Below are 23,106 nucleotides of genomic sequence, written 5' to 3' on the forward strand. Positions count from 1 at the left end.
CCCGGGCCGCGGGCCTAGCCGTCAGTCAGGCGATGCGCGTTCTGTGAGCGGCACTAACCGCAGGGTCGATTTCAGTCCAGAGCATCGGCGCGTCAAACCCGGAGGCCAGAAATGACAGCACCGCCCAAGAAGACCAGCGTCCTGCCGAGCGGCGGGGGTGCCGCGCTGATGGATCCTTCCGATACGCTCGTCCTTCTCCTCGATCACCAGTCCGGCCTGTTCCAGACGGTGAAGGATATTCCGGTCGCGGACCTGCGGCGCAATGTGGAGATGATCGCGAGGCTCTGCACGCTTCTCGATATTCCGGTGATCACGACCGCGTCGGAGCCTGCCGGCACCAATGGGCCGCTGATGCCGGAGATTCACCAACTGGCCCCCATGCCATCTACATTCCGCGCAAGGGCGAGGTGAACGCCTGGGACAATCATGACTTCGTCACGCAGGTCGAGGCCACGGGCCGCAGGACGCTCGTCATGGCCGGCGTCTGGACCAGCGTCTGCGTGATGTTCCCAGCGCTCGACGCGAAGGTCGCCGGATATGAGGTCTACGCGGTGGTGGATGCCTCGGGCGACCCCAGCGAGATGGCCTCGCGCACCTCCCTGGCCCGCTTCGTTCAAGGTGGTGTGAAGCCCACCTCAACCAATGCCCTCCTGTCGGAACTCCACAGAACCTGGGCGCGACCGGAAGCCGCCAGCCTAGCTCAGCTGTATGGACTTGTCGCTCCGAACTATGCTGCCGTGATCGAAAGCTTTCAGCGTGCGCAGCAGGCAACTGATCCTACACCCTAGGAAGTGTTCCCCGGAGATGGACAAAAACAGCTGTCCGTTACTGTCCTGCCAACTTTCGCCTTCGCCCTGCCAGGAGCAAGCATCTGCGGTGAGGCTAAGTCCACATGACCCAGATCGGCAACCGGCCGAGGGTTGGGGATATCCCAAAAGCGGTCATCGTTAAGGTCCGCTCATGGGATGGACCGGCTGCTTCCCTCCGCGGGGTAGTCTGCAAGGACTGGCCCACGCCATGCTGGAAAAGTACCCGGAAGACCGGGATTGACCGCCGGGGGAGCTTGGCGAGTGCTCTTGTCCTGCGAAGCAACTTCAGAGCCTGCGCAATCGCTTGGTTCAGTGGGTTCGTTCTGTTCCGACAATCGCCGGTCGACCGCTGATCGTCAAAAAATCCTCCCGCCGATACAAGTCCGCCTTCCCCCTGACTGCCGCGTCATGATACCACTCATTCCCGAGGGTAAGCTTGCAGCCGACTTAAACAGGTCCATTAAATCGGGGGGACTGATGGCGAAGGGGATGGGGCGCCAGGCGTGGGCGCGTAGTCTTGCGGAGCGGCGGCTGGAGCTTTGTGCAAGCGCGAGCGTGCTGGCGTTCGCTGTAGCCACCAGCCCGACGCTTGCCCAGACCTACGGCGGCACGCGCAACAGCTTGTTTGTCAACCCGTCTCCAATCCATGGGCAGGATGCCTACAGCACCGGCTGGATCTTTAAAGACTACTATCAGGCGACGCAGGGCGCAGATGGCAAAGAACTGAACGTCGTCACAAACGGGACGATCCGCGCGGTCGATCCCACCCAGATCATCTGGATGCAGTCCATCGCGCCGGCACTGGTCGTGGGCTCGGAAGGCGGGCACGGTGGCGCCGGGCTCAAGCGTGATTATCAGGCCTTCGGCGGTGGCGCCGGCGGCAAGGTCACTGTCGAGAACAATGCCAAGATTGGCCTTTCCAACAAGCAGGGGGACAAGGCCAATCCCACTGCCCTGGTCTCCATCTACTCGAAGGGTGGCAAAGGCGGGAACGGCAACCTTTACGTCGGCTCGCCCAACAACGAGCTCTATGCCTCCGCCGGGCGCGGCGGCGACGGGGGAGCCGTCACGTTCTCCACGTCGACCGGCTTCGTGACCGAGGGCAACTACATCGCCGGGCTCTCCGTCAGTTCGAGGGGCGGCGCCGGTGGCGATTACGGCCTGTTGGACGACGACGCGCTCGAATCCATGGGCTACGGCCACGGCGGCGCCACCGGCCTTGTCACCGTGACCATAAAGCGCGGAGCGGACATCGAAACCTGGGGCTGGCACGCGCCGGGGATCGTGGTGGAAAGCGTGGGCGGCGACGGCTCCAGCTCCGGCAACGGCTACGATACACGCGGCGCGTCCGCGGGCCACGCTTATGCGAACAACGAGGACCGGCGATCCATCATCTATAATGGCGGCGGCAAGGTCACGACGCGCGCGGACGACGCGCCCGCTATCCTGCTGCAGAGCATCGGCGGCGCGGGCGGAACGGGCGGCCAGGCTGCGGTTTCCGGGCGGGGCACGCGGGCTGGCGACGGTGGCAATGGCGGCCAGATCGAGGCCGTTCAGAGCGGCGCGGTAAAGACGAGCGGGGCCAACAGCTACGGCATCGTGGCCCAGTCGGTCGGTGGCGCCGGCGGCAAAGGCGGTAACGGTATCGCCTCCGGCGGCAATGGCGGCAATGGCGGCAACGGCGGCAAGGTCGGGGTGGAAATCCGCTCCGAAGTCTCGACGTCCGGCGCCAACGCTAATGGTGTCGTGGCGCAGAGCATCGGCGGCGGGCGGGCGCTCCAGGCCTTCCAGCCCGGCGACGGGACGATTGTCATCGGTGGCGGCGATGGTGGCGAGAGCTTCGCCATGTGGCTTGGCACCGGCGGCAATGGCGGCACCGGTGGCACCGGTGGCGACGTGACCGTCACGAACGAGGGAACGGTCCGGACCGGAGGCAAGGAGGCCACCGGCGTGCTCGCGCAGAGCATCGGTGGCGGCGGCGGTGGCGGCGGCAGCGCCCTCGTGCTGGGTGCTGCCTTCAGTGTCTCGCGCGGTGGCGCCTCCGGCGGCGGCGGGGATGGTGGCACGGTCGAAGTGATCAACAACTTGGGCTACCAGGGGGTCGCTGGCGGCGTGTTCACGACCGGCGACAATGCCGCCGGCATCCTCGCCCAGTCCGTGGGTGGCGGCGGCGGTTCCGGCGGCGCCGCGGTGGCGGCCACCGCGAGCGCGGTCGTGTCTTCGGCTACAGCCCTCGGCGGAACCGGCGGCGGCGGCGGCAATGGCGGAACGGTGAAGGTGAGCGGCAACGCCGCCGTCTCGACTGCCGGCGAACGGTCTCACGGCATCGAGGCGATGAGCATCGGCGGCGGGGGCGGCGATGGGGGGGCCTCCTACGCGCTCGCGTATTCGCAAGCGGTCCACAAGAGTGTTCCCAATATCGCTGTCGGCGTGGCGTTGGGCGGCTCCGGAGGCAAGGGCGGCAACGGAGGGACCGTCACGGTCAACACCTCCGGCACCGTGACAACGACCGGGGCGGACGCGTTCGGCATTCTGGGCCTAAGCGTCGGCGGCGGCGGCGGGGACGGCGGCATATCCGATGCCCGCACCAAAGCAAGCGGCTCTGCGCTCGTCGACATCTCAACTACCGTCAGCCTGGGTGGCACCGGCGGAGACGGCGGCAAGGGTGGCGAGGTCAAGATCGACAGCTCCGGCGACGTGAGCACCAAGGGCGATCAGGCCATCGGAATCGCCGCTTACAGCATCGGCGGCGGCGGTGGTGCGGGCGGCAGCGCCTACGCGGCCGGAGCTGTTTCCGGCGCGACCGGAAACGTGGGCGTGAACGTCGCCGTGGGCGGCAAGGGCGGCGGCGGGAACACCGGCGGAACGGCCAAGGTCAAGAACGCCGGCACCATCGAGACGGAGGGATACGGCGCGCACGGCATCCATGCCCTGAGCGTGGGCGGCGGCGGCGGCAACGGCGGTGCCGGCACGGTGGCCGCATCGTCGTCAGGCATCGGTATCGGCAAGGACAAGCCGAAGGACGGAAACCCCGGAGGCAACAAGGTTCAGATCAAGGCCGTGGTGGACGTCGGCGTCGGCGGCGCCGGCGGCGGCGGCTCGAACGGGGGATTGGTCGAGGTCGTCAACACCGCGACCGTCACGACGCGCGGGGTGGAAGCCCGCGGCATCCTCGCCCAGTCCATCGGCGGCGGCGGCGGTGTCGGCGGGGCGGGCACCACACAAGGCGCCAACACCGTGCAGGTCAATGTGAGCGTCGGCGCAAAGGGCGGCGGCGCAAGCGACGGCGGCGACGTGACGGTGAAGAACCTGTCTTCGACGGCGGCGATCACCACCTATGGCGATGGCGCCCACGGCATCCAGGCCCAGTCCATCGGCGGCGGCGGCGGCTCCGGAGGATCCGGCGCCGCCGGCGCCGGCGAAACCACGATCACCAAGCTCGGTGCGTCGCTGGCGAAGAACGGCCTGAAGGCCCTCGCAATGAAGGTGCTGCCGAAGTTTTCCGCCAAATACGGGATCAAGGCAGACATCCCGATCAAGGTCACCGGCAATGTCACCATCGGCGGAAGCGGTGGCAGCGGCGGCAACGGCAAGGCGGTCACGGTCCAAAACGAGGGTGGGATCGACACCTACGGGCAGGTGGCCGCGGCCATCTACGCGCAGTCCATCGGCGGCGGCGGCGGCGATGGCGGCGCCGCCTCGATGAGCGGCGCGTCGGTCGCCAACTCCATCAAGATGGCCAATGGTGCGAGCGGCGGGGCAGCCGGCAACGGCGGAACCGTGACGGTGACGAACACCGCTACGGGCCGGATCCAGACGGCAGGCGACTCGTCCTTCGGCATCCTGGCCCAGTCCGTCGGCGGCGGCGGCGGCAAATCCACGCTCGGCATGGACTATTCGTCTGCCCTGCTGTCGACGCCCTCCCTCATCTCAGGGGGCAGCGCCGGGGCCCGGGGCACGGGCGGCGAGGTCACTGTGACCAATGCCGGCGCCATCATCACGGGTGGTGCCGAAGCGCACGGCGTGATCGCGCAATCCATCGGCGGCGGCGGCGGCGTGCTGGTGCTCGACATCGCCGACCCCTACACGGTGCTGGAGCTGAAGTCGCTCACCGCCAGCGAGAAGGCGACCCTCAGGCAGTACGGGGTCGACGTCGACGCGCTCATCAAGGAGGCGGAAGCCGCGAAGAAGGCCGAAACCGCCACCGTGCAGAAGCTCTCGCTTCAGCTTGGCGCCACCGGCGGCGCCTTCGGTGATGCCGGCACCGTTACTGTCAAGCAGTCCAACACCATCTCCACGACGGGCAATGGCGCTTTCGGCATCATCGCCCAGTCCATCGGGGGTGGCGGCGGCCTGATTTCCGATGGCGGCGGCTCAAGCATCGGCACGATGGCCGTCACCGGCCGGCTCGGCGGCTCGGCGAACAGCTCCGGCAATGGCGGGCTCGTGGCCATTGAACTCGGCACCGGCAGCATCACCACCACCGGCAAGGGCGCTGTTGGCATCTTCGCCCAGTCCATCGGTGGCGGCGGCGGCTATACGGGCGCGCTCGACACGACAGCTGCCACCTACGACAAGCTCCTCGCGCAGAAAGATCCTTCCACCGGCGTCAGCGGCGGCGTCCTCATCAAGATGGCCGATCCCTCCAGCTCCGTGACCATCTCCACGACAGGCAAGAACGCGCATGGCGTGTTCGCGCAGGCGATCGGTGGCGGCGGCGGGGCCATCGCCACCGAGGAGGGCATCGTGCTGCCGTCCGCCATCGGGACCACCGATGGGCGGACCCCCGATAGGCAGGGGGGCGGGCTGATCGAGATCGCTCTAAAGGGCAGCGTGACGGCCACGGGCGACGGAGCCATGGGCATCTACGCCCAGAGCGGCGCACAAGGCGGTTCCGGCCGGGTGGTCCTCGGCACCGGCAAGAGCATCCGCGTCCTCATGGATGGAACGCTGACCGGCGGCAGCGGCACCGGTGCCGCTCTCTTCATCGACGGCGGCGATGGCAACCACATCGAGTTCCGGCCGGGTTCCACCGTCAGCGCGCTTTCGGGCATCGCGGTGGAATCGACCTGGGGCCGGGACACGCTGCGCAATTTCGGCACTCTCATCGGCGACGTGGACCTCGCGCTCGGCGGCACGGGCGAGGTGAACAGCTTCATCAACGAGCTGGGCGGAACCTATGTCAGCTCAACCCGCGGCATCGTCAGCGCAGGCCTGGCGGGGACCATTCAGAACGATGGTGCCTTCAACATCGGTGGCACCAACAGCTTCGCCACGGCTACCGTCACGGGCGGCTATGTTCAGTCCGCCACCGGCAGCCTGATGGTGGACGTGGAGAGCTCCGCCTCGGGCCAGCAAAGTGACCTGCTCAAGCTCACCGGGTCCGCGACGGTGGAAGGCAGCATCGACGTGCACGTGGTGAATGCGCTCAAGCCCGGCCGCTTCGGCGTGATCGAGCTGGGGAAGGGCGGTTCCGTGACGGCTGTCGCGCAGAGCGGCACATACAGCCCCATTTCCTGGTCCGTCGTGCGCGACGCCGACATGGTCTACGTCTCGCCCAATGCCGATTTCTCCGCGCCCGGGGGCGTGGATATGACCCAGAGCGAGGATCGCACCACGGCCGCCCTCCAGGGCAGATGGAACAGCGGCAGCGTCGACATGTCGGACGCGAAGCTGTTTGGTCAGCTCGCCAATGCCTCCTCCGTCCAGGACTACACGCGCTCCATCGACAGCATCACCCCGGAGGAATCCGCCAGCGTCGCCTCCGCCCAGACGCTGGGAGCCATGACATCCATGAAGATGGCCATGAGCTGCCCGATCTTCGCCGGCTCGGGCACGCTGATGGAGGAGACGAGCTGCGCCTGGGCGCGCATCACCGGCAGCTGGGTGCACCAAACGTCCAGCGCAGACGCCGGTGGCTACAGCCTGAACGGCGTGACCTACCGTCTTGGCGCCCAAAAGGAAATCTCCGATGACTGGTTTCTTGGCGTAACAGCAGGTCTCACCCAGTCGTGGCTCTCCGACGTCAGCGGATTGTCGGACACCAGCGGCGTGGCCGGAGACATCGCGGTCTCGCTGAAGCATCAGGTGGGACCCTGGCTGTTCGCCGCATCGGGCCACTTCGGCTACGGCAGCTTCGACACGGACCGCCTGCTCGACGTGGGTCCCGCCCTATGGCGCACGCAGGGCACATCGGACGTGCTGACGGCCGCCGCCCGGCTGCGCGCCAGCTACGAGTTCGTCAATGCAGGGTGGTATCTCAAGCCGTTCGCCGACGTCGATTTCCTCTACACCGGCATGCCCGGCTACACGGAGCAGGGCGCCGGCGGCATGAGCCTGCATTTCTTCTCGGCCGATCAATGGAACGTCGCGATCAGCCCCCAGCTCGAGATCGGTGGGCGCATCGATCTGACGCCGGAGTTCTGGCTGCGGCCGTATGCGTCGGCGGGCGCCTCGTTCTTCGCGAACGATGGGATGGACATCGGCGTCAGCCTCGGCGCAACGCCGGGCCTGGTTCCCGACTTTTTCACGCGCACGACCATCCCTTCGGTGCTGGGCAACGTAACGGCCGGGTTGCAGCTCTTCTCCACCACGGGATACGAGCTGCGCACGGAGTACAAGGCCGATTTCGGCAACAACTACCTCGCGCAGGAAGCCAGCGTGCGTTTCGCCGTCACATTCTAACGGTGAGACATTTCGTCCACCGGAATCCCGCTCCAGCTTTAGCCGTGGAGTCGGAACGCTAGCGGGCAATGTGAGCTCCATTGGGCACTGGTGAGGTCGCACAACAATGCTAGGCTGGGATTCCTCAACGCTTGGAAGCGGACTATCCGAACTCCGCTTTCGGGTCAGACCTTCCTGTTGCCGGTCATCGCCGTTCGGCAGCGAGGTACAAAAAACCATCTGCCGCGTTATTGCGGCCGGATTTCCCTTCGCAAGGAAGCAGTCGTGTGTCGCGGCGGCGGCGTGCCCGGTCGCGATGAGCCTTGGAACCTGACTGGTCCAAGGCTCATGACCTGAGACCCTGATCCTCCTCCAGATTTAGGTAGAGTCCGTCGACCATGGAGACGGACGATGCGCGCCTCACGGTTCACTGAGGAACAGATCATTGGGATGCTGAAGGAGCAGGAGGCGGCGGCGAAGACCGCTGACGTCTGCCGCAAGCACGGCATCTCCTCGGCGACCTTATACGAGTTCAAGGCCAAGTACGCGGCATGGACTTTTCCGATGTCCATAAACTTGAATTACGCCCCGCTTTGGACGCGCTCCACGGCGCGACTCAATGATAGTTGACACCTCAAATTTGATACGATCTCCAGCCGCTTGGTTAGATACCTTCGACTACGACAATTTCGACATGCGCCGCGCCATCCCGCGCGTCGCGGGCGATCTTGTATTCTGGCGAGTGGTAGTAGGCCTTCGCCGCCTCGAAAGAGGAGAATTCCACGAGCACGTTGCGCGCCCGTGCCGGGCCCTCAAGCCCCTCGTAGCGCCCGCCGCGCGAAAGCACCACGCCCCCGTGCGCCTTGATGGCCGCCGTGGCGAGCGGGACATAGGCCGCGTATTTTTCCGCGTCGATCACGTCGATGCGGCCGACGATGTAACCCTTCGGCATCCAAATCTCCCTTTGCTCGCATGTGCCGCCCCCGGCAGTCAGGCCGGGGGCGGCCGCACCTTACTTCTTCAGCAGCGGGCATGCGCTATCGGCCGTGGGGCGAAATGCCTGGTCGGCGGGGATGACCTCGCCGATGGCGAAATAGTCCCAAGGCCCCTTGGATTCGGCCGGTGTCTTGACCTTGGCGAGGCGCACGTCGCGCATCAGGCGCCCATCCGCCCGGGCCATGGCGTTCTGGGTCATGAGGTCATTGACGGGGATTTCCCGCATCTTCGCGAGCACCGCCTGCGTCTCGGTTGTGCCCGCCGCCTTCACGGCCTTCAGATAATGGGCGACGCCGCTGTAGTTCATGGCCTGCGCCTCGGTCGGCGGGCGGCCCATGCGCTCCTTGAAGCGCTTGGCAAAGGCGCGGGTTTCATCATCCTGGTCCCAGTAGAAGACCGTGCTGATGCCGGTGCCCTGCGTCGCCTTCAGTCCCACGCTGTGAACGTCCACCAGCAGCAGCGCCATCGCCGCCGGAGTTTGCTTGGCACCGAAGATCTGGAACTCCTGGCCCTGCTTCAGCACATTCTGCAGGTCAGACACCGCGCTGGCCACCGCGATCACCTTCGCGCCGGAGGCCTGGGCCTGGAGCAAATAGGAGCTGAAGTCGAGCGTGTTGATGGGGTGACGGACGGAGCCGATCACCTTGCCGCCGTTGGCCTCCACCACCTGCCTTGTGTCGTTCTCGAGCGCATAGCCGAAGGCGTAGTCGGCCGTGATGAAGAACCAGGTGTCGAGCCCCGACTTAACCATCTGCGCCGGAGCGGCCTTGCTGAACTGGTAGCTATCATAGCCCCAGTGGAAGCTGTTGGGGGAGCAGGCCTTTCCGGTCAGCTCCGAAGTTGCGGCGCCAGTGGCGATGGTGATACGGTCCTTCTCCTTGGCGATGCGCTGCACCGCCAACCCCACCGCCGAATTGCCGAGATCGACCACCAGGCGCACGTCGTCGTTGTCGAACCACTTGAGCACGGTGGCGGAACCAATGTCGGGCTTGTTCTGGTGGTCGGCATGGACCAGCTCGATCTTGCGGCCCAATACGCTGCCGCCGAAATCCTCGATGGCCATGCGGGCGCCCTCGACCGACCCCATGCCCTGGGTGTCGGCGAGCGCGCTCGACATGTCCGTGAGGACGCCGATGCGCACCGGGCCGTCGGCGGCACTGGCGCCTGCCGGAAGGCCCATCAGGCCGGCCAGCACCGCGATATGCTTCAGCTTCATCGCTTCCTCCCTCGTTGCTTGTTTTCGGATTTTCGTGACGCGTCAGGCGAGCAGGCCGCCGTCCACCGGCAGGTAGGCGCCGGTGATGAAGGAGGCCTCGTCCGACAGCAGGAAGAGGGCGGCGTAGCCGACCTCCTCCGGTCGGCCGGCGCGGCCCATGGCGGTGCTCGCGCCGAACTTCTGGACCAGTTCCTCGCGGTCCATGCCCTTCGTGGCGGTCTGGTCCTTGCGATCCACGAACTCGCGCGCCATGGGGGTATCGAACGGCCCGGGGCATACCGCATTGACCCGGATGCCTTCGCGCGCATAGCGCTTGGCGAGGCCCCGCACGAGCCCGATGACGCCCGCCTTCATGCCGGAATAAACGGGACTGAAGGTGGAGGCGGACATACCGGAGGTGGATGCGGTGAACAGGATGGAGCCGCCGCCGCGCGCCCGCAGCTCGGGAAGAGCTGCGATGGTGGAGGCGAGCTGCGATCGAATGTTCAGATCCAGCGCAAGGTCGAAGTCGTTCCAGTCCAGCCCCTCGACGGCGGCGGGACCGGGATGGCCAAGGTGGTTCCACAGAAAGTCGAGGGCGCCGAACTCAGCCACCGCCCGCGCCACGAGTCCGCTGGCGATGTCGAGGTCCCGAAGATCCGCGCCGATGGCAAACGCCGTGCCGCCCGCGGCCCGGATCTCGTCCACCACCGCCTGCGCGCCCGCCGCATCGCGGTCGACGACGCAGACCTTCGCCCCCTCGCGGGCCAGCAGCAGCGTACCCGCGCGGCCCATGCCGGAGGCGGCGGCGGTGACGATGCCGCACTTGTCCTTCATACGCATGCTGGTGATCCTTCCCTGCAGCGACGGATCTCGGCCGTCTTGTTGGGTGTGGCGCCCACGGCGCCGTTCGCGCGTCTTGTCCCGGCACGCGGAGGCTCTCCGCGCGGACGGGCACTGGAACGCTGGAGGCCGATGGCGGCGGCGCGGCGAGCCTAGGGCCGTAGCCTCACCACCGTGGTGTGGGTGTTGGTGTATTCGAGCAGCCCCTCGTGCCCGTTCTCGACGCCGATGCCGGACTGCTTGTGACCGCCGAACGCGCTCAGGGGTGAAAGGAACCGGGTCTCGTTGATCCAGACGGTGCCGCAGTCGAGCCGGGCGGCGATGGAGGCGGCAAGGTCCAGGTCGCGCGACCACACCGAGCCGCCGAGGCCGTAGATGGTGTCATTGGCGCGCTGAACGACATCATCGATGTCGCTGAACTTCAGCAGCGGCAGCAGGGGGCCGAAGGCCTCCTCCTGCACCACCGGGGAGTCCTCCGGCGGGTTGTCCACCAGGGTCGGGGGAATGAAGTAGCCGGGACGCGCGTCGTCCACCGCCCCCCCGGTGAGAAAGGTCAGCCCGGCGGACCGCGCCTCCTCGATCATCCGCCGCACGCGCTCATACTGCGGGCGGTTCTGGATCGGCCCCATCTGCGTGCCCTGTTCGGCGCCGTCACCCACCTTCACGGTGGCCGCGTAGTCCGCGAGGGCGGCGGAGAGCGGCGCGTAGATGTCTTCATGGATATACAAGCGCTTCACCGCGATGCAGATCTGCGACGCATTGGCGAAGGCCGCCCAGAACAGGTCCTTGGCAACCGCATCCACGTCCACATCCGGCAGCACAATGGCCGGATCGTTGCCGCCCAGTTCCAGGGTCACGCGCTTCAGCGTCTGCGCGGCTCCCGCCATGATCTTGCGGCCTGTCTGCGTGGAACCTGTGAAGGCAATCTTGTCTATGCCCTCATGCGCGGTCATCCACGGGCCGAGGTCGTCGGTGCCGCTCACCACGTTGAGCACACCGGGGGCAGGATGTCCTTGAACAGCTCGCCGATCTTGAGCGTCGTCAGCGGGGTGAAGGGCGACGGCTTGAGAACCACCGTGTTGCCGGTGAGGACGGCCGCTGCCACCTTCCAGATGGACAGGGTGATGGGGAAGTTCCAGGGCGCGATGGCGCCCACCACTCCAATGGGCACGCGCCGCGTGACGCTGCGCCGGTCCGGGGTGTTGACGGTCTCCACCTCCGGCAGGTCGAAGGCGGCATAGGTGGCGCACCAATGGGCGGCGCCGCGGACCTCGCGCTCGGCGTCGGCGTGGGGCTTGCCGTGCTCGCGGGTCAGGAGGCGCTTGAGGTCGTCTACATGATCGAGCATGGCCTCGCCCATGCGGCGCAGGGCGTCCTGGCGCTCCGCCATGGGACGCGCGCGCCATGCCGGAAAGGCCCGGCGTGCAGCCGCGACAGCCGCATCCAGCTGCGCGCGGGATGCCGCAGGCGCTTGCGCGAAAACGGTCTCGTTGGCCGGGTTCAGGACATCGAATGTGCCCGCGCCGGGAACGCCACATCCGTCTATGGTGAGGGTGAATTCGGTGTCGAAGGCGATCATCCCTGGCTCCTCCCGCCGGACTGCGAGGCCTGTGGCGCGCCTGCGAGCAGGCGCTTGGCGGTGTAGGTCATCACATTGCGATCGCTCTGGTTGAAGACTTCGATGAGCGACGTGACCACGGCGCGCCCGCTTCTGGACGTCGGCCTGACGGCCGTGACCTCGACGGTGGCCCAGATGGTGTCGCCCACGCACACCGGGGCGTGGATGCGCTGCTCCAGTTCGAGCATGGCGAGGCCAGTGCCCTGGATCATGGTCTGGAGGATGAAGCCCTCGATGAGGGTGTAGGTCAGCGCACCGGGCACGGGGCGGCCGGACATGGCGGCGCCCTCGAACGTGGCATCGATGAAGATCGCCTCCAGCATGCCCGTGACCGAGATGAAGTTGACGAGATCGGTCTCGGTTATGGTGCGGCGGAAGGTGCGGAACTTCTGTCCCACGGACAGGTCCTGCCAGACCGCACCCTGGCCGAGGGTGGGCAGGCCCTTGCCGGCGGAGGGAGGCTTGAGGGTCACGCCTGTGCCCTTTCCGTGGCTTCGGGAGTCGCGTCCTTCTTCACCAGCGCGTCAATCGCCTTCGCGTCGAGGCCCGCTTCCGCGAGGACGTCGCGGGTGTGCTCACCGAGGCGCGGCGGAACGGCGATGGCCGGGCGCTCGCCGTCGAACTTCAGCGGCACGCCGGGGAACACTAGCCGCCCCATGGAAGGGTCGTCCTTCGCCACGAAGAAGCCGGTGGCGCGCAGGTGCGCGTCGTCCACCACCTGATCGAGGCTCGCCATGGGCGCGGAGGGAATCTGCAGGCGCTCGCTGGTGTCTTGCCAGGCCTGCGTCGTGCGCCGGGCGATATGGCCTCCGGCCACTTCGTAAAGCGCCTCGATGTTGCGCGTCCGGGCTGCGATGTCGGCGAACCTCGGGTCGGTGGCGAGGTCGGCCTCGCCCACCTCCGCAAAGAAGGCCCGCCAGTGCTGGTCGGTGTAGGGCATCAAGCAGATGTAGCCGTCCGCGGTGCGGTAGGGACGGCGCCATTCGGCCAGAACGCGGGGATAGCCGAGTGCGCCCTTGGGCGGATCGAAGTGATGCCCGTACATGTGTTCGACAAGGTTGAAGGCGACCATGGATTCGAACATCGGCACCTCCACGAACGCGCCCACGCCGGTACGCTCCCGTCGCACCAAAGCCGCCAGGATGCCGTTGACCGCGAAGAGCCCGCTGGTTTTGTCGGCAGCGATGGTGGGAAAATACCGGGGCTCGCCACCCTGAAGCTGGGCGAGCGCGGCAAGGCCCGCCATGCCCTGGATGGTGTCGTCATAGGCGGGTCGACCGCCATAGGGGCCATCCTCGGAAAAGCCGTGAAGCCCGGCATAGACGAGGCGCGGATTGCGTGCGAGCAGGGCCTGAGGCGAGATGCCGAGGGCATCGAGCTTCTGCGGCCGCATGCTGTGCATGAACACGTCTGCTGTATCCACGAGAGCGAACAACGCCGCGCGCGCCTCGGGCTGCTTCAGGTCGAGCATGACGCTGCGCTTGTTCCGATTTACCCCGAGGAAAAGCGCCGCCATGCCGGCTTCTGTCGCAGGTCCGGTGCGACGGGTGGAATCTCCTTCGGGCGGCTCGATCTTGATGACGTCCGCGCCGAGATCCCCCAGCATCTGTCCGGCGAAAGGACCCATGACGACCGCGCTGAGGTCCAGAACGCGGATGCCATCCAGCAGCCGCATGCCTGCGCCTGTCATCCTCGGCTCCTCCCGTTATTCGTTGGAGGGACCCTAGCAACGGATTTTGTTCGAATCTAATATCGATATTAAACATATATATATCGGGTGAATATCAATGGAGCTGAAGCAGCTGCGCCAGTTCGTGATGCTGGCGGAAACGCTGAACTTCCGCCGGGCGGCCGAGCGGCTGAACATGGCCCAGCCGCCGCTGTCCATCTCCCTGCGCAAGCTGGAGGCGGGGCTGGGCACGCAGCTGTTCGAGCGCACCACACGGGAGATGCACCTGACGGCGTTCGGACGCGTCTTCCTCGATCGGGCCCGCCGCACGCTGTTCGAGGCGGATCAGGCGCTTCAGGCGGCCCGGACAGCGGCCACGGGCGAAGAGGGGACGTTGACGATCGGCTTCGTCGGCACCGCCACGTATGCGGTGCTGCCCGATCTCGTCCCGGCCTATCGCGCGGCCTTTCCGCGGGTGCAGCTCATTTTGAGGGAATCCACCACCACCGAGATCCTGTCGCAGATCGAGCGCGGCACCATCGACCTCGGCATCGTCCGCACGCCGCTGGCGCGGGCGAACCGGGCGCATGTCACGCCCATTGAGAACGACCACCTCGTCCTCGCGCTACCGGTCTCCCACCCCCTCGCGCAGCGCCCCGGCATCAGGCTGAGGGACCTGGAGGGCGAGCCCTTCATCGCCTATTCGCCGAACACCGTGCCGAGCCTGCATGCGGTGGTGATGTTCGCCTGCCAGCAGGCGGGCTTCACCCCGAACGTGGCGCAGGAGGCGATCCAGGTTCAGACCATCATCAGCTTGGTGGAAAGCGGCCTGGGGGTGGCGCTGGTCCCCTCCATCGTCACCCGCAGCGGCGATGGCAAGACACGGTTCCGCCGGTTGCCGGAGCTGGACGCCATGGCGCCCGTGTCGCTCGCCATCGCCCATGCGCCCCAGTGGGAGACCGCGGCCGCACGCCATTTCCGCACCCTCGCGATCTCCAGAACGCCCGCTCCCTCTGACTCCCGGCTGGGGACGGCCTGAGCCGTCCCCAAGCGTCTCCTGCGGGATCAGTCCGTGTGCTCGCTGGCCATCCTGTGCCCCACGCGCCGCGCCTTCGCCGAGCTAGAGGAGATGGCCGCTCAGACCGCCAGCTCGTATGGCCGGATCAGCAACTCCGCCGGGATGCCCCACTCACGATGGAGTTGCCGCACCATCTCCATGGTGAGCGCCCGCTTGCGGTTGATGATCTCCGACGCGCGCGAAGCGGAGCCGAAAAGGCGAGCGAGGCCGGCCTGCCCCTCCCCACGTTGTTCCATCATGAAGCGGATGATCTCCACCGGATCGCCTTCCGGAACAGGCCAGCGCTGCTCCTCATAGCGCTCCACGAGGGTCGCGAGGATGTCCAGCTTGTCAGCCTCAGGCGTGCCGGGAGCGGCATCGAGCAGGCGCTCGATCTCCGCAAGAGCCGCCGCATGGTCGGCCTCGGTGTGGATGGGGTTGATCTCCATATCGGCCTTCTAGAATAGCGAGACGGTCAGGGCATCGATCCGGTGGGACTCGGCATGGGTGCCGATGAACTTCACGAACGCGATGCCCATGCGGAAGTTGAAGGCGACGATCAGGCGATAGTCGCCGCCATGGATTTCGAACCGCACCCGCTCGCGATTGAGCGCCTTCGCCTCGGAGAAGGTAGCGAGCACGTCGGCAATGGACGCCCAGCGGGCCGCCTTCGCCACCTGCTCCCAGTCCTCCAGCGGCGCCCGCATCTCGGGATGACGCTCCCAGAACGCGGCCAAGGTGCTGCGGGCGATGATCCTCATGGCAGGGGATGACGCCTTCCCAATTTGGGAAAATCAAGGAAATTTCCCAAGATGGGAAGCCCGCCCGGCTCAGTAAGGCGGGGCTGGGGCTTTATCTGGCGCACAGCCCCGTTGCTGGATTGAACCAATCCAGCTGTATCTATCTGAAAAACTGTTGAATTTCCAGATTCTGGATAGCTGGATTAACTGGCAAAGGAGAGAGAGAAAGACAGTGATGGTAGGGATCGCCAGTAGGGAGCAGGCCGAGGCGAGCCGTAGGCTGCCCATGGCGGCCGGAGAACTCCCACCGAGCGGAAGGAATTGCACGAGGTGGGGTCAGGGGTGGGGTTACCCAGCCACATCAGGCTCAAACTGATGCGATATCAATATGTTGGGAAGATAAGCTGGCGGAGAGAGAGGGATTCGAACCCTCGATACGGTTTCCCGTATACACGCGTTCCAGGCGTGCGCCTTCAACCACTCGGCCACCTCTCCAGCCGCACGCGCCCAGGCGCATGCAGAACTCACGCGGGATGGAACAAGCCAGTGCGGGCCGGTTGAATGCCCGCGCGCTGAACCACCCTGCCCCCGGCTCGCCGGCATGGAGCCCGCGAAGCCGGAGCCGCCGGGTCGTCTCCAAAGTCTGTTCGGAAAACGAACGGCGCCACTGGGGCGCCGCATCCGGGCGAGGCGGCGGAATATAACGGCTCGTTGCGGTCTGGCAAGCCGGATTCTTTCCGCCGCACACAGCCCGCCCGTATCCGGTCGCCCGGGCTCGGGTCAGTCGCGCAGGAGGTCGTTGATGGAGGTCTTCGAGCGCGTCTGCTCGTCCACGCGCTTCACGATCACCGCGCAATAGAGCGAGGGGCCCGCCGTGCCGTCCGCAAGCGGCTTGCCGGGGAGCGCGCCGGGCACCACCACCGAATAGGCCGGCACCTCGCCGATGAAGACTTCGCCGGTCTGCCGATCCACGATCTTGGTGGAGGCGCTGATGAAAACGCCCATGGAGAGCACGCAGCCGCGGCGCACCACCACCCCCTCCACCACTTCGGAACGCGCGCCGATGAAGCAATCGTCCTCGATGATCACCGGGCCCGCCTGCAGCGGCTCCAGCACGCCACCGATGCCGACGCCGCCGGACAGGTGCACATTCTTGCCGATCTGCGCGCAGGAGCCGACAGTGACCCAGGTGTCCACCATGGTGCCCTCGCCCACGTGGGCGCCCAGATTCACGAAGGAGGGCATCAGCACCACGTTGGGGGCAATGTAGGCGGAACGGCGCACGATCGCCCCCGGCACGGCGCGGAAGCCCGCGGCGCGGAACTCCTTTTCACCCCAGGAGAGGAACTTGGAGGGCACCTTGTCCCACCAGTGGGCGCCGCCGGGGCCGCCGGGAATGGCTTCCATGTCGTTGAGGCGGAAGGAAAGCAGCACCGCCTTCTTCAGCCACTGGTTCACCTGCCAGCTGCCGTCGGCGCCCGGCTGCGCGACCCGCGCGGTGCCGGCATCGAGCAGGGACAGGGCCTCGTTCACCGCGTCGCGCACCGCGCCGGTGGTGGAAAAGCCGATCTCCGAGCGCGCCTCGAAGGCGTCGTCGATGATGCGGGACAGGGCGGCAAGGTGGGCGGCGTCGGGCATGGTGTCCTCCGGAGCGGCCGCGCCCCCGCGCGACCGGGCATTAGAATTCAAGGCGGGATGAGAGGTCAGCCGCGTTCCTTCACGGCGACGAATTTCAGCTTCGGCCATTCCTCGATGGCGCGGTCCAGCACCCACTGGCTGCGGGCGAGATAGACCGGCGCCTCGTCGCGGTCGCGGGCGGTGGACGAGCGGTTCTGCTCCATGAAGCGGTCCACTTCAGCGCGTTCGCCGACGATCCAGCGGGCGGTGACGAAGGACACCGCCTCGTAGCGGATCGGCACGCCATATTCCTTCTCCAGCCGCGCCGCGAGCACGTCGAGCTGGAGCGTGCCCACCACGCCGACGATGGGAGAAGGGTCGGAGACGGGCTTGATCACCTGCACCACCCCCTCCTCCGCCATGTCCTGCAGCGCCTTCTGCAGCTGCTTGGCCTTCATGGGGTCGGAGAGCAGCACGCGCCGCAGGATTTCCGGTGCGAAGTCGGGCAGGCCCTCGAAGCGGATGGTCTCGCCCTCGGAAAGGGTGTCGCCCACCCGCAGCATGCCGTGGTTGGGAATGCCGATGATGTCGCCGGCCACCGCCTCGTCCACCGTCTCGCGCTCCTGGGCGAAGAAGAAGATGGGGTTGGCGATGGCCATCTGCCGCTTCTCGCGGGCGTTGTAGAGCTTCATGCCGCGCTTGAAGCGGCCCGAGCACAGGCGCACGAAGGCGACGCGGTCCCGGTGGTTCGGGTCCATGTTGGCCTGCACCTTGAAGACGAAGCCGGAGACGAGGTCCTCCGCCGGCTCCACCACGCGGCCCTTGGCCATGCGCGGCAGCGGGCTCGGCCCGACCGAACCGAGGCCGAACAGCAGCTCGGCCACGCCCGCCTCCTTCAGCGCGCTGCCGAAATAGACGGGAGAGAGGTGCCCCTCGCGGAACGAGGCGAGGTCGAACGGCGGCAGCACGCCCAGCGCCAGCGTCAGGCTCTCCACCGCCTCGTTGATGATGCGCTCCTCGACCCCCTCAAGGTCGATGAGGTCCTCCGGGCTCTCGAACGGCACCTCGCGCACCAGCGGGCCGCCGCGCTCGGTGGCGAGCAGGGCCTTCTTGTTGGCGATGTCGATGAGGCCGCGGAAGTCCACGCCCATGCCGATGGGCCAGGTGAGCGGGGTCAGGTCGAGGGCGAGGGTGGAGGACACCTCATCCATCAGGGCGATGGGGTCGAGGCTCTCGCGATCCACCTTGTTGACGAAAGTGAAGATGGGGATGTCGCGCAGCCGGCAGACCTCGAACAGCTTGCGGGTCTGGCTCTCGATGCCCTTGGCGGCGTCGATCACCATCACCGCCGCGTCCACGGCGGACAGGGTGCGGTAGGTATCCTCGGAGAAGTCCGAGTGGCCGGGCGTGTCCAGCAGGTTGAAGACGATGCCGTCGCGCTCGAAGGTCATGACCGAGGAGGTCACGGAAATGCCGCGCTGCTGCTCGATCTCCATCCAGTCGGAGCGGGTGCGGCGGCGCTCGCCGCGCGCCTTCACATGGCCGGCCATGCGGATGGCACCGGAGGCAAGCAGCAGCTTTTCCGTGAGCGTCGTCTTACCGGCGTCCGGATGGGAGATGATGGCGAAGGTACGCCGGCGGGCGAAGTCTGGCACGTCGGCCGCGCCGGAGCCCTGGGATTGGGCGGTGTCGAGCATGGGGGCTATATAGAGTGAATCTTTCGGCTGACAAAGGTGCGCCGGCGGGACGGCAGCCGGCTGTCCCGGCCTGCGGGCCGGGGCGCCCCCGGCGACGTCCGGCGATCCCGTCGCCCGCATGCGCCTTGCTCCATGACCCATTCGCCGCTGAATTGCCGCAGCGCACGGCGCACTCGACCACAGCGCGCGACGCCATCATATGCACCGGAAAGATGCAGGAGGGCCTCGGCCCCTCCCCATCCTTGGCTATAAGATCGGGAGAATCAGGCCGCACGAGCAGGAGGAAACGACAGATGCGAAACGGCATCACATGGTGGCCGATGGGCGGCCGGATCGCCCGGCTTGCGATGGCGCCCGTTCTGCTCGGGGCCTTGGCGCTCCCCGCCCACGCCCTCATGCCCCCTTACGTCTATGAAAATGCACGCGCGGACGCCAAGAGCGTCATCGTGATCGCGGTGGAGAAAGTGGACGCGCCACGGCGCGAGTTCGGCACCTGCACCGTGAGCGGCACGGTCAAGGTGGTGGAGCGGGGCACCGCCTTCACCGCCGGGCAAAAGGTGGAGATCGCCGTCTCCTGCGCCCGCAAGGACGCCTCCCCGCCGCTGGGCGGTACCATCTACCAGCAGCAGGAGACCCTGGTGAAATCGAAGTTCGGCCGCGCCTGGCTCGATGCCGACGGCAAGGTGGTGCTGTCGCAATACGAGCAGCTCGCCGCCGTGCCCTGATCCGCCGCCGCTGCACGCCGGGGGGCGTCCTTACGGCTTCAGGTAGAGCGCGAGCCGGGCGGCGGCATTGCGCAGGTGCTCCTCGGCGGCAAGACGCGCGGCGCCGGCGTCCTTCTTCTCGATGGCCGCGTAGATCGCCTCGTGCTCGCGCTGCACCGTCTGCGCCAGGCCGCCGTGGCGCGCCGTGTTCGACCGCGCCATGCGGATGAACTGGTGCACCCGGTGATCGAGGAAATGCGACAGGTCGCGGAAAAAGGGGTTGCCGGTGGATTCCGCGATGGCCCGGTGGAAGGCCATGTCCTCGTCCACCCCCGGCTCGCCCCGGTCGATGGCCCGCTGCATGGCCTCGAGCTGGGCGCGGATGCGGCCGAGCTCCTCGTCCGAGCGGCGCACCGCCGCATGGGCGGTGGCGGTCGCCTCCACCGCCATCAGGAGCTCGACGATGGCGCTGATCTCCTCCTTGTCGCTGAAGTCGGCGATGTCGATGCGGAAGCTGGAGGCAGCGCCCGCATCGGCCACGAAGGCCCCGGCGCCCTGCCGAGAGGTCACCAGCCCGTCATGCTTCAGCCGCCCCACCGCCTCGCGCACCACCGGCCGGCTGACGCCGTAGGTCTCCGATATCTTGTGCTCGGTGGGAAGGCGCGCCCCCGGCTGCAGCCGGCCCGAGGCGATCTCCTCCCGCAGCCGCTGGGCAAGGGTGTCGGCGAGGGACGGCGCCCGTCCGAGGATATCGCGGTGTTGAGCCATGTTCAGCTCCAGGCCTTGGGCCGCGCCCGGGTCGAATCAGGCGTGCATTCAGCTCGCAATGTACAGCCCGCCGTTCACATGAACCGTCTCGCCGTTCACGAAGCTCGCCCAGTCGGAGGCGAGGAAGGCCACCACCCGGGCCACCTCCTCGGCGGTACCGAGGCGCTTCAGCGGCGTGTCGGCGAGGAGGGCCGCGCCGCTGGCGTCCATCAGGCCCCGCACCATGGGCGTGTCGATGAGGCCGGGGGAGACGGCGTTCACCCGCACCTTGGGCGCCAGTTCCTTCGCGAGGGTGCGGGAGAAGGTGAGCACCGCGCCCTTCGCCGCCGCATAGTCCGCATGGCCGACGCTGCCGCGATGCCCGGCCATGGAGGCGACGTTGACGATGGCGGCATTGTCGGCGAAATGCGGGATGGCTGCCCGGCAGGTGTAGAACACGCCGTCGAGATTGACCGCGATGCCCGTGCGCCAGTGGGCGTCGCTCATCTCGGCCACCTTTTTCTCCCGGTAGAGGCCGGCGGAGGTGACCAGCACGTCGAGGGCGCCGAAGCGCTCCGCGGTGAAGGCGAGGACGCGCTCGGCGTCCTCCGGGCTGGCCGCATCCTGCCTCAGCCCCACCGCCCGCGCGCCGGAGGGATCGAGCTCTGCGGCGAAGGCCTGGATGCCCGCCTCGTCGAGATCGGTGAGCACGCAATTGGCGCCAAGATCGAAGAAGGTCTTCGCGATGGCGCGGGAGATGCCGCCGTTCGCTCCGGTGAGCAGCAGCGTCCTGTTCTTGAAGTCGAACATCCTGAAACCCCTGAATGTCAGGTGAGCAGCCACCCGCCGGCCACGTCGATCACCTGGCCGGTGACGAAGGCGCCGGCATCGGAGGCAAGAAAGCAGCACACCTGCGCCACGTCCTCCGGCTGGCCGAGGCGGCGCAGGGGCGTGACGAGGCGCACCGCCTCGTTGGCGGCGAAGGCGGTGCCGCGCACCATGGGCGTGTCGATGCGGCCGGGCGCGATGGCGTTGACCGTGATGCCGTAGGGACCGAGCTCCCCCGCCAGATGCTTGGTGAAGCCGATGAGCGCGGCCTTGGAGGCGGCGTAGTGGACGCCCACGATGTCGCAATAGGTGCGCCCGGCCACCGACGAGATGTTGATGATGCGCCCCCGCCCCATCGCCTTCATGCCCGGCGAGAGCGCCCGCACGCAATTGAAGGCGCCGGTGAGGTTCACGTCGATGACGCGCCGCCATTCGGCGGGATCCATGTCGGGAGCCTCAGCGCGGCGGCCATCGGCCCCGCTTTTGGGCGAGATGCCGGCATTGTTGACGAGCACGGTGACCGGGCCGAGCGCCGCCTCCGCAGCGCGGGCCGCGGCCTCCACGGCGGCATAGTCGGCGACGTCGGCGGTGAGGCCCACCGCCTTCACGCCACGCAACGCCGCGGCGTTGGCCGCCTCCTCGGCGAGGAGGGGGTCATGGTCCACGTAGGCGACGGCTGCGCCGGCATCGGCATGGGCATCGGCCATGGCCCGGCCGATGCCACGCCCGGCGCCGGTGACAAAAACAACGGGGGAAAGGGGGGCGCTCACCGTCCTGTCTCCAGCATGATCTTGCCCAGATGCGCGCTCGATTCCATGAGCGCATGGGCTTCGCGCGCCTGCTCCAGCGGGAAGGTGGCGTGGATGAAGGGCTTCACCAGCCCGGCGTCCAGCAGCGGCCACACGTCGCGCCGCAGGGCGTCCGCGATCTCCTTCTTCAGCGCAACCGGGCGCGCGCGCAGCGTCGAGCCGGTGAAGGTCAGGCGCTTCAGCATCACCGGCATGAGGTCGATGGTCACCTCGCTCGGCTGGAGGAAGGCGATCTGCACGAGCCGCCCCTCCACCGCCAGCGCCTTGAGGTTCCGCGCCACGTAGGGACCGCCCACCATGTCGAGGATTTCCTCCACGCCCCGGCCACCCGTGAGCGCCTTCACTTCCTCGACGAAATCACTGGCGCGATAGTCGATGGCGGCGTCGGCGCCGAGCTTCAGGCAGAAGTCGCATTTCTCCGGCGAGCCGGCGGTGGCGATCACACGGGCCCCGGCGTGATGGGCAAGCTGGATGGCGGTGGAGCCGATGCCGCTCGATCCGCCATGGATGAGGATGGTCTCCCCCGCCTTCAGCCGGCCCCGGGTGAAGACGTTGTCATAGACGGTGTAGTAATTCTCCGGCAGCCCGGCCGCTTCCAGCAGGGACAACGGATTGGGAATCGGCAGGCAGAGGGGCGCCTCGGCCACGCAATACTCGGCATAGCCCCCGGAAATCACCAGGGCGCAGACCTCGTCGCCGATCGCCAGCGTGTCGACCCCGGCGCCGAGCGCCACCACGCGGCCGGCGATCTCGAGGCCGGGCACGTCGGTGGCGCCGGGCGGCGGGGGATAGTTGCCGGCGCGCTGCAGGCAGTCCGGCCGGTTCACGCCGGCGGCCGCCACTTCCACCAGAACCTGCCCCGCACCCGGCGCCGGCACCGGGGCGGTCTCGACCGCCACGACCTCGGGGCCCCCGGCCCCCTGGAAACGGACCTGGCGCATCGTCTTTGGAATTTCGGCCACGTTGATCCTCCCTCGCGGCGTTGAACGACGAGCATCGCCCATTCTGCGATGCCCTGTCCCGCCGGCGCACATTTGATGCGTGGAAGGCTACATAAGTCCCACTTGTCAGGCAACTTGGTTACCTGCATTATCCCGCCCGTTCGTGGGCTGGC

At 67.3% G+C, this 23,106-nt stretch carries 18 protein-coding genes, 1 tRNA gene and 2 pseudogenes; 5 read left to right on the top strand and 16 right to left on the bottom strand.

The window, feature by feature from the left end; genetic code table 11:
- The first annotated feature begins 111 nt into the window (after positions 1-111).
- The 3 genes and pseudogenes from EZH22_RS02780 to EZH22_RS02790 form a co-directional block, all read left to right on the top strand.
- Positions 112-788: pseudogene (locus EZH22_RS02780) on the top strand (isochorismatase family protein).
- 498 nt (positions 789-1,286) lie between these two features.
- The gene (locus tag EZH22_RS02785) at positions 1,287-7,493 is read left to right on the top strand and encodes an autotransporter outer membrane beta-barrel domain-containing protein (protein ID WP_203194271.1); all 6,207 of its coding nucleotides are present in this window, start codon (positions 1,287-1,289) and stop codon (positions 7,491-7,493) included.
- 390 nt (positions 7,494-7,883) lie between these two features.
- Positions 7,884-8,018, top strand: a pseudogene (locus EZH22_RS02790) (transposase); the annotation flags it as partial.
- Between the two features lie 118 nt (positions 8,019-8,136).
- On the opposite strand, the gene EZH22_RS02795 reads toward EZH22_RS02790, so the two are convergent.
- The 7 genes from EZH22_RS02795 to EZH22_RS02820 form a co-directional block, all read right to left on the bottom strand.
- A complete protein-coding gene (locus tag EZH22_RS02795; RefSeq protein ID WP_203194272.1) occupies positions 8,137-8,424 on the bottom strand; it encodes a DUF1330 domain-containing protein in 288 nt (95 codons plus the stop codon).
- Positions 8,425-8,484: 60 nt separating this feature from the next.
- The gene (locus EZH22_RS02800) at positions 8,485-9,684 is read right to left on the bottom strand and encodes an ABC transporter substrate-binding protein (RefSeq protein WP_203194273.1); all 1,200 of its coding nucleotides are present in this window, start codon (positions 9,682-9,684) and stop codon (positions 8,485-8,487) included.
- Between the two features lie 42 nt (positions 9,685-9,726).
- Positions 9,727-10,506, bottom strand: coding sequence for an SDR family NAD(P)-dependent oxidoreductase (locus EZH22_RS02805; RefSeq protein WP_203194274.1), 780 nt, complete (start codon positions 10,504-10,506; stop codon positions 9,727-9,729).
- A gap of 152 nt (positions 10,507-10,658) precedes the next feature.
- Positions 10,659-11,501: an aldehyde dehydrogenase family protein gene (locus EZH22_RS32775; protein ID WP_408647659.1), complete on the bottom strand. Its 843-nt coding sequence runs from the start codon at positions 11,499-11,501 to the stop codon at positions 10,659-10,661.
- Positions 11,486-12,085, bottom strand: coding sequence for an aldehyde dehydrogenase family protein (locus tag EZH22_RS32780; RefSeq protein WP_408647660.1), 600 nt, complete (start codon positions 12,083-12,085; stop codon positions 11,486-11,488). Before EZH22_RS32780 ends, EZH22_RS32775 begins: the two co-directional genes overlap by 16 nt.
- Positions 12,082-12,597 (bottom strand): MaoC family dehydratase, encoded by a 516-nt coding sequence (locus EZH22_RS02815; protein WP_203194275.1) that lies wholly within the window; start codon positions 12,595-12,597, stop codon positions 12,082-12,084. Before EZH22_RS02815 ends, EZH22_RS32780 begins: the two co-directional genes overlap by 4 nt.
- Positions 12,594-13,814 (bottom strand): CaiB/BaiF CoA transferase family protein, encoded by a 1,221-nt coding sequence (locus EZH22_RS02820; RefSeq protein WP_231711277.1) that lies wholly within the window; start codon positions 13,812-13,814, stop codon positions 12,594-12,596. The genes EZH22_RS02815 and EZH22_RS02820 overlap by 4 nt, the downstream gene beginning before the upstream one ends.
- A gap of 97 nt (positions 13,815-13,911) precedes the next feature.
- Here EZH22_RS02820 and EZH22_RS02825 point away from each other — a divergent pair, with 97 nt between their 5' ends.
- Positions 13,912-14,832, top strand: coding sequence for a LysR family transcriptional regulator (locus EZH22_RS02825; RefSeq protein WP_203194276.1), 921 nt, complete (start codon positions 13,912-13,914; stop codon positions 14,830-14,832).
- 98 nt (positions 14,833-14,930) lie between these two features.
- Here the strand turns inward: EZH22_RS02825 and EZH22_RS02830 are convergent, their stop codons facing one another.
- The 5 genes from EZH22_RS02830 to EZH22_RS02850 form a co-directional block, all read right to left on the bottom strand.
- On the bottom strand, positions 14,931-15,299 hold the full coding sequence (locus EZH22_RS02830) for a helix-turn-helix domain-containing protein (RefSeq protein WP_203194277.1): 369 nt from the start codon (positions 15,297-15,299) through the stop codon (positions 14,931-14,933).
- Positions 15,300-15,308: 9 nt separating this feature from the next.
- Complete coding sequence (locus EZH22_RS02835; protein WP_203194278.1) at positions 15,309-15,611, bottom strand: type II toxin-antitoxin system HigB family toxin; 303 nt, start codon at positions 15,609-15,611, stop codon at positions 15,309-15,311.
- 384 nt (positions 15,612-15,995) lie between these two features.
- Positions 15,996-16,085, bottom strand: a tRNA-Ser gene (locus tag EZH22_RS02840).
- A 285-nt stretch (positions 16,086-16,370) separates the two neighbouring features.
- Positions 16,371-17,228, bottom strand: a complete 858-nt coding sequence (dapD, locus tag EZH22_RS02845; protein ID WP_203194279.1) for a 2,3,4,5-tetrahydropyridine-2,6-dicarboxylate N-succinyltransferase — start codon at positions 17,226-17,228, stop codon at positions 16,371-16,373.
- 65 nt (positions 17,229-17,293) lie between these two features.
- Positions 17,294-18,904, bottom strand: a complete 1,611-nt coding sequence (locus tag EZH22_RS02850; protein WP_203194280.1) for a peptide chain release factor 3 — start codon at positions 18,902-18,904, stop codon at positions 17,294-17,296.
- Between the two features lie 293 nt (positions 18,905-19,197).
- Here EZH22_RS02850 and EZH22_RS02855 point away from each other — a divergent pair, with 293 nt between their 5' ends.
- Positions 19,198-19,629 (top strand): hypothetical protein, encoded by a 432-nt coding sequence (locus tag EZH22_RS02855; RefSeq protein WP_203194281.1) that lies wholly within the window; start codon positions 19,198-19,200, stop codon positions 19,627-19,629.
- Between the two features lie 30 nt (positions 19,630-19,659).
- Here EZH22_RS02855 and EZH22_RS02860 read toward each other — a convergent pair whose 3' ends face one another.
- From EZH22_RS02860 to EZH22_RS02875, 4 genes are read right to left on the bottom strand one after another with little or no spacing between them, the layout of a single operon-like run.
- Complete coding sequence (locus EZH22_RS02860; protein ID WP_203194282.1) at positions 19,660-20,376, bottom strand: FadR/GntR family transcriptional regulator; 717 nt, start codon at positions 20,374-20,376, stop codon at positions 19,660-19,662.
- Positions 20,377-20,424: 48 nt separating this feature from the next.
- Positions 20,425-21,165, bottom strand: coding sequence for an SDR family NAD(P)-dependent oxidoreductase (locus EZH22_RS02865; protein ID WP_203194283.1), 741 nt, complete (start codon positions 21,163-21,165; stop codon positions 20,425-20,427).
- 17 nt (positions 21,166-21,182) lie between these two features.
- Positions 21,183-21,953, bottom strand: a complete 771-nt coding sequence (locus EZH22_RS02870) for an SDR family oxidoreductase (RefSeq protein ID WP_203194284.1) — start codon at positions 21,951-21,953, stop codon at positions 21,183-21,185.
- Complete coding sequence (locus EZH22_RS02875; protein WP_203196353.1) at positions 21,950-22,933, bottom strand: NAD(P)H-quinone oxidoreductase; 984 nt, start codon at positions 22,931-22,933, stop codon at positions 21,950-21,952. Before EZH22_RS02875 ends, EZH22_RS02870 begins: the two co-directional genes overlap by 4 nt.
- Positions 22,934-23,106: the final 173 nt, after the last annotated feature.

It is taken from the genome of Xanthobacter dioxanivorans (assembly GCF_016807805.1).
In the GTDB taxonomy this organism is placed as follows: domain Bacteria; phylum Pseudomonadota; class Alphaproteobacteria; order Rhizobiales; family Xanthobacteraceae; genus Xanthobacter; species Xanthobacter dioxanivorans.

Excerpts from the sequence above, each read along its gene's own strand:
- EZH22_RS02785 (WP_203194271.1), top strand. The coding sequence starts at position 1,287 with ATGGCGAAGGGGATGGGGCGCCAGGCGTGGGCGCGTAGTCTTGCGGAG.
- EZH22_RS02795 (WP_203194272.1), bottom strand. The coding sequence starts at position 8,424 with ATGCCGAAGGGTTACATCGTCGGCCGCATCGACGTGATCGACGCGGAA.
- EZH22_RS02800 (WP_203194273.1), bottom strand. The coding sequence starts at position 9,684 with ATGAAGCTGAAGCATATCGCGGTGCTGGCCGGCCTGATGGGCCTTCCG.
- EZH22_RS02805 (WP_203194274.1), bottom strand. The coding sequence starts at position 10,506 with ATGCGTATGAAGGACAAGTGCGGCATCGTCACCGCCGCCGCCTCCGGC.
- EZH22_RS32780 (WP_408647660.1), bottom strand. The coding sequence starts at position 12,085 with ATGATCGCCTTCGACACCGAATTCACCCTCACCATAGACGGATGTGGC.
- EZH22_RS02820 (WP_231711277.1), bottom strand. The coding sequence starts at position 13,814 with ATGACAGGCGCAGGCATGCGGCTGCTGGATGGCATCCGCGTTCTGGAC.
- EZH22_RS02825 (WP_203194276.1), top strand. The coding sequence starts at position 13,912 with ATGGAGCTGAAGCAGCTGCGCCAGTTCGTGATGCTGGCGGAAACGCTG.
- EZH22_RS02830 (WP_203194277.1), bottom strand. The coding sequence starts at position 15,299 with ATGGAGATCAACCCCATCCACACCGAGGCCGACCATGCGGCGGCTCTT.
- EZH22_RS02835 (WP_203194278.1), bottom strand. The coding sequence starts at position 15,611 with ATGAGGATCATCGCCCGCAGCACCTTGGCCGCGTTCTGGGAGCGTCAT.
- dapD (WP_203194279.1), bottom strand. The coding sequence starts at position 17,228 with ATGCCCGACGCCGCCCACCTTGCCGCCCTGTCCCGCATCATCGACGAC.
- EZH22_RS02850 (WP_203194280.1), bottom strand. The coding sequence starts at position 18,904 with ATGCTCGACACCGCCCAATCCCAGGGCTCCGGCGCGGCCGACGTGCCA.
- EZH22_RS02855 (WP_203194281.1), top strand. The coding sequence starts at position 19,198 with ATGCGAAACGGCATCACATGGTGGCCGATGGGCGGCCGGATCGCCCGG.
- EZH22_RS02860 (WP_203194282.1), bottom strand. The coding sequence starts at position 20,376 with ATGGCTCAACACCGCGATATCCTCGGACGGGCGCCGTCCCTCGCCGAC.
- EZH22_RS02865 (WP_203194283.1), bottom strand. The coding sequence starts at position 21,165 with ATGTTCGACTTCAAGAACAGGACGCTGCTGCTCACCGGAGCGAACGGC.
- EZH22_RS02875 (WP_203196353.1), bottom strand. The coding sequence starts at position 22,933 with ATGCGCCAGGTCCGTTTCCAGGGGGCCGGGGGCCCCGAGGTCGTGGCG.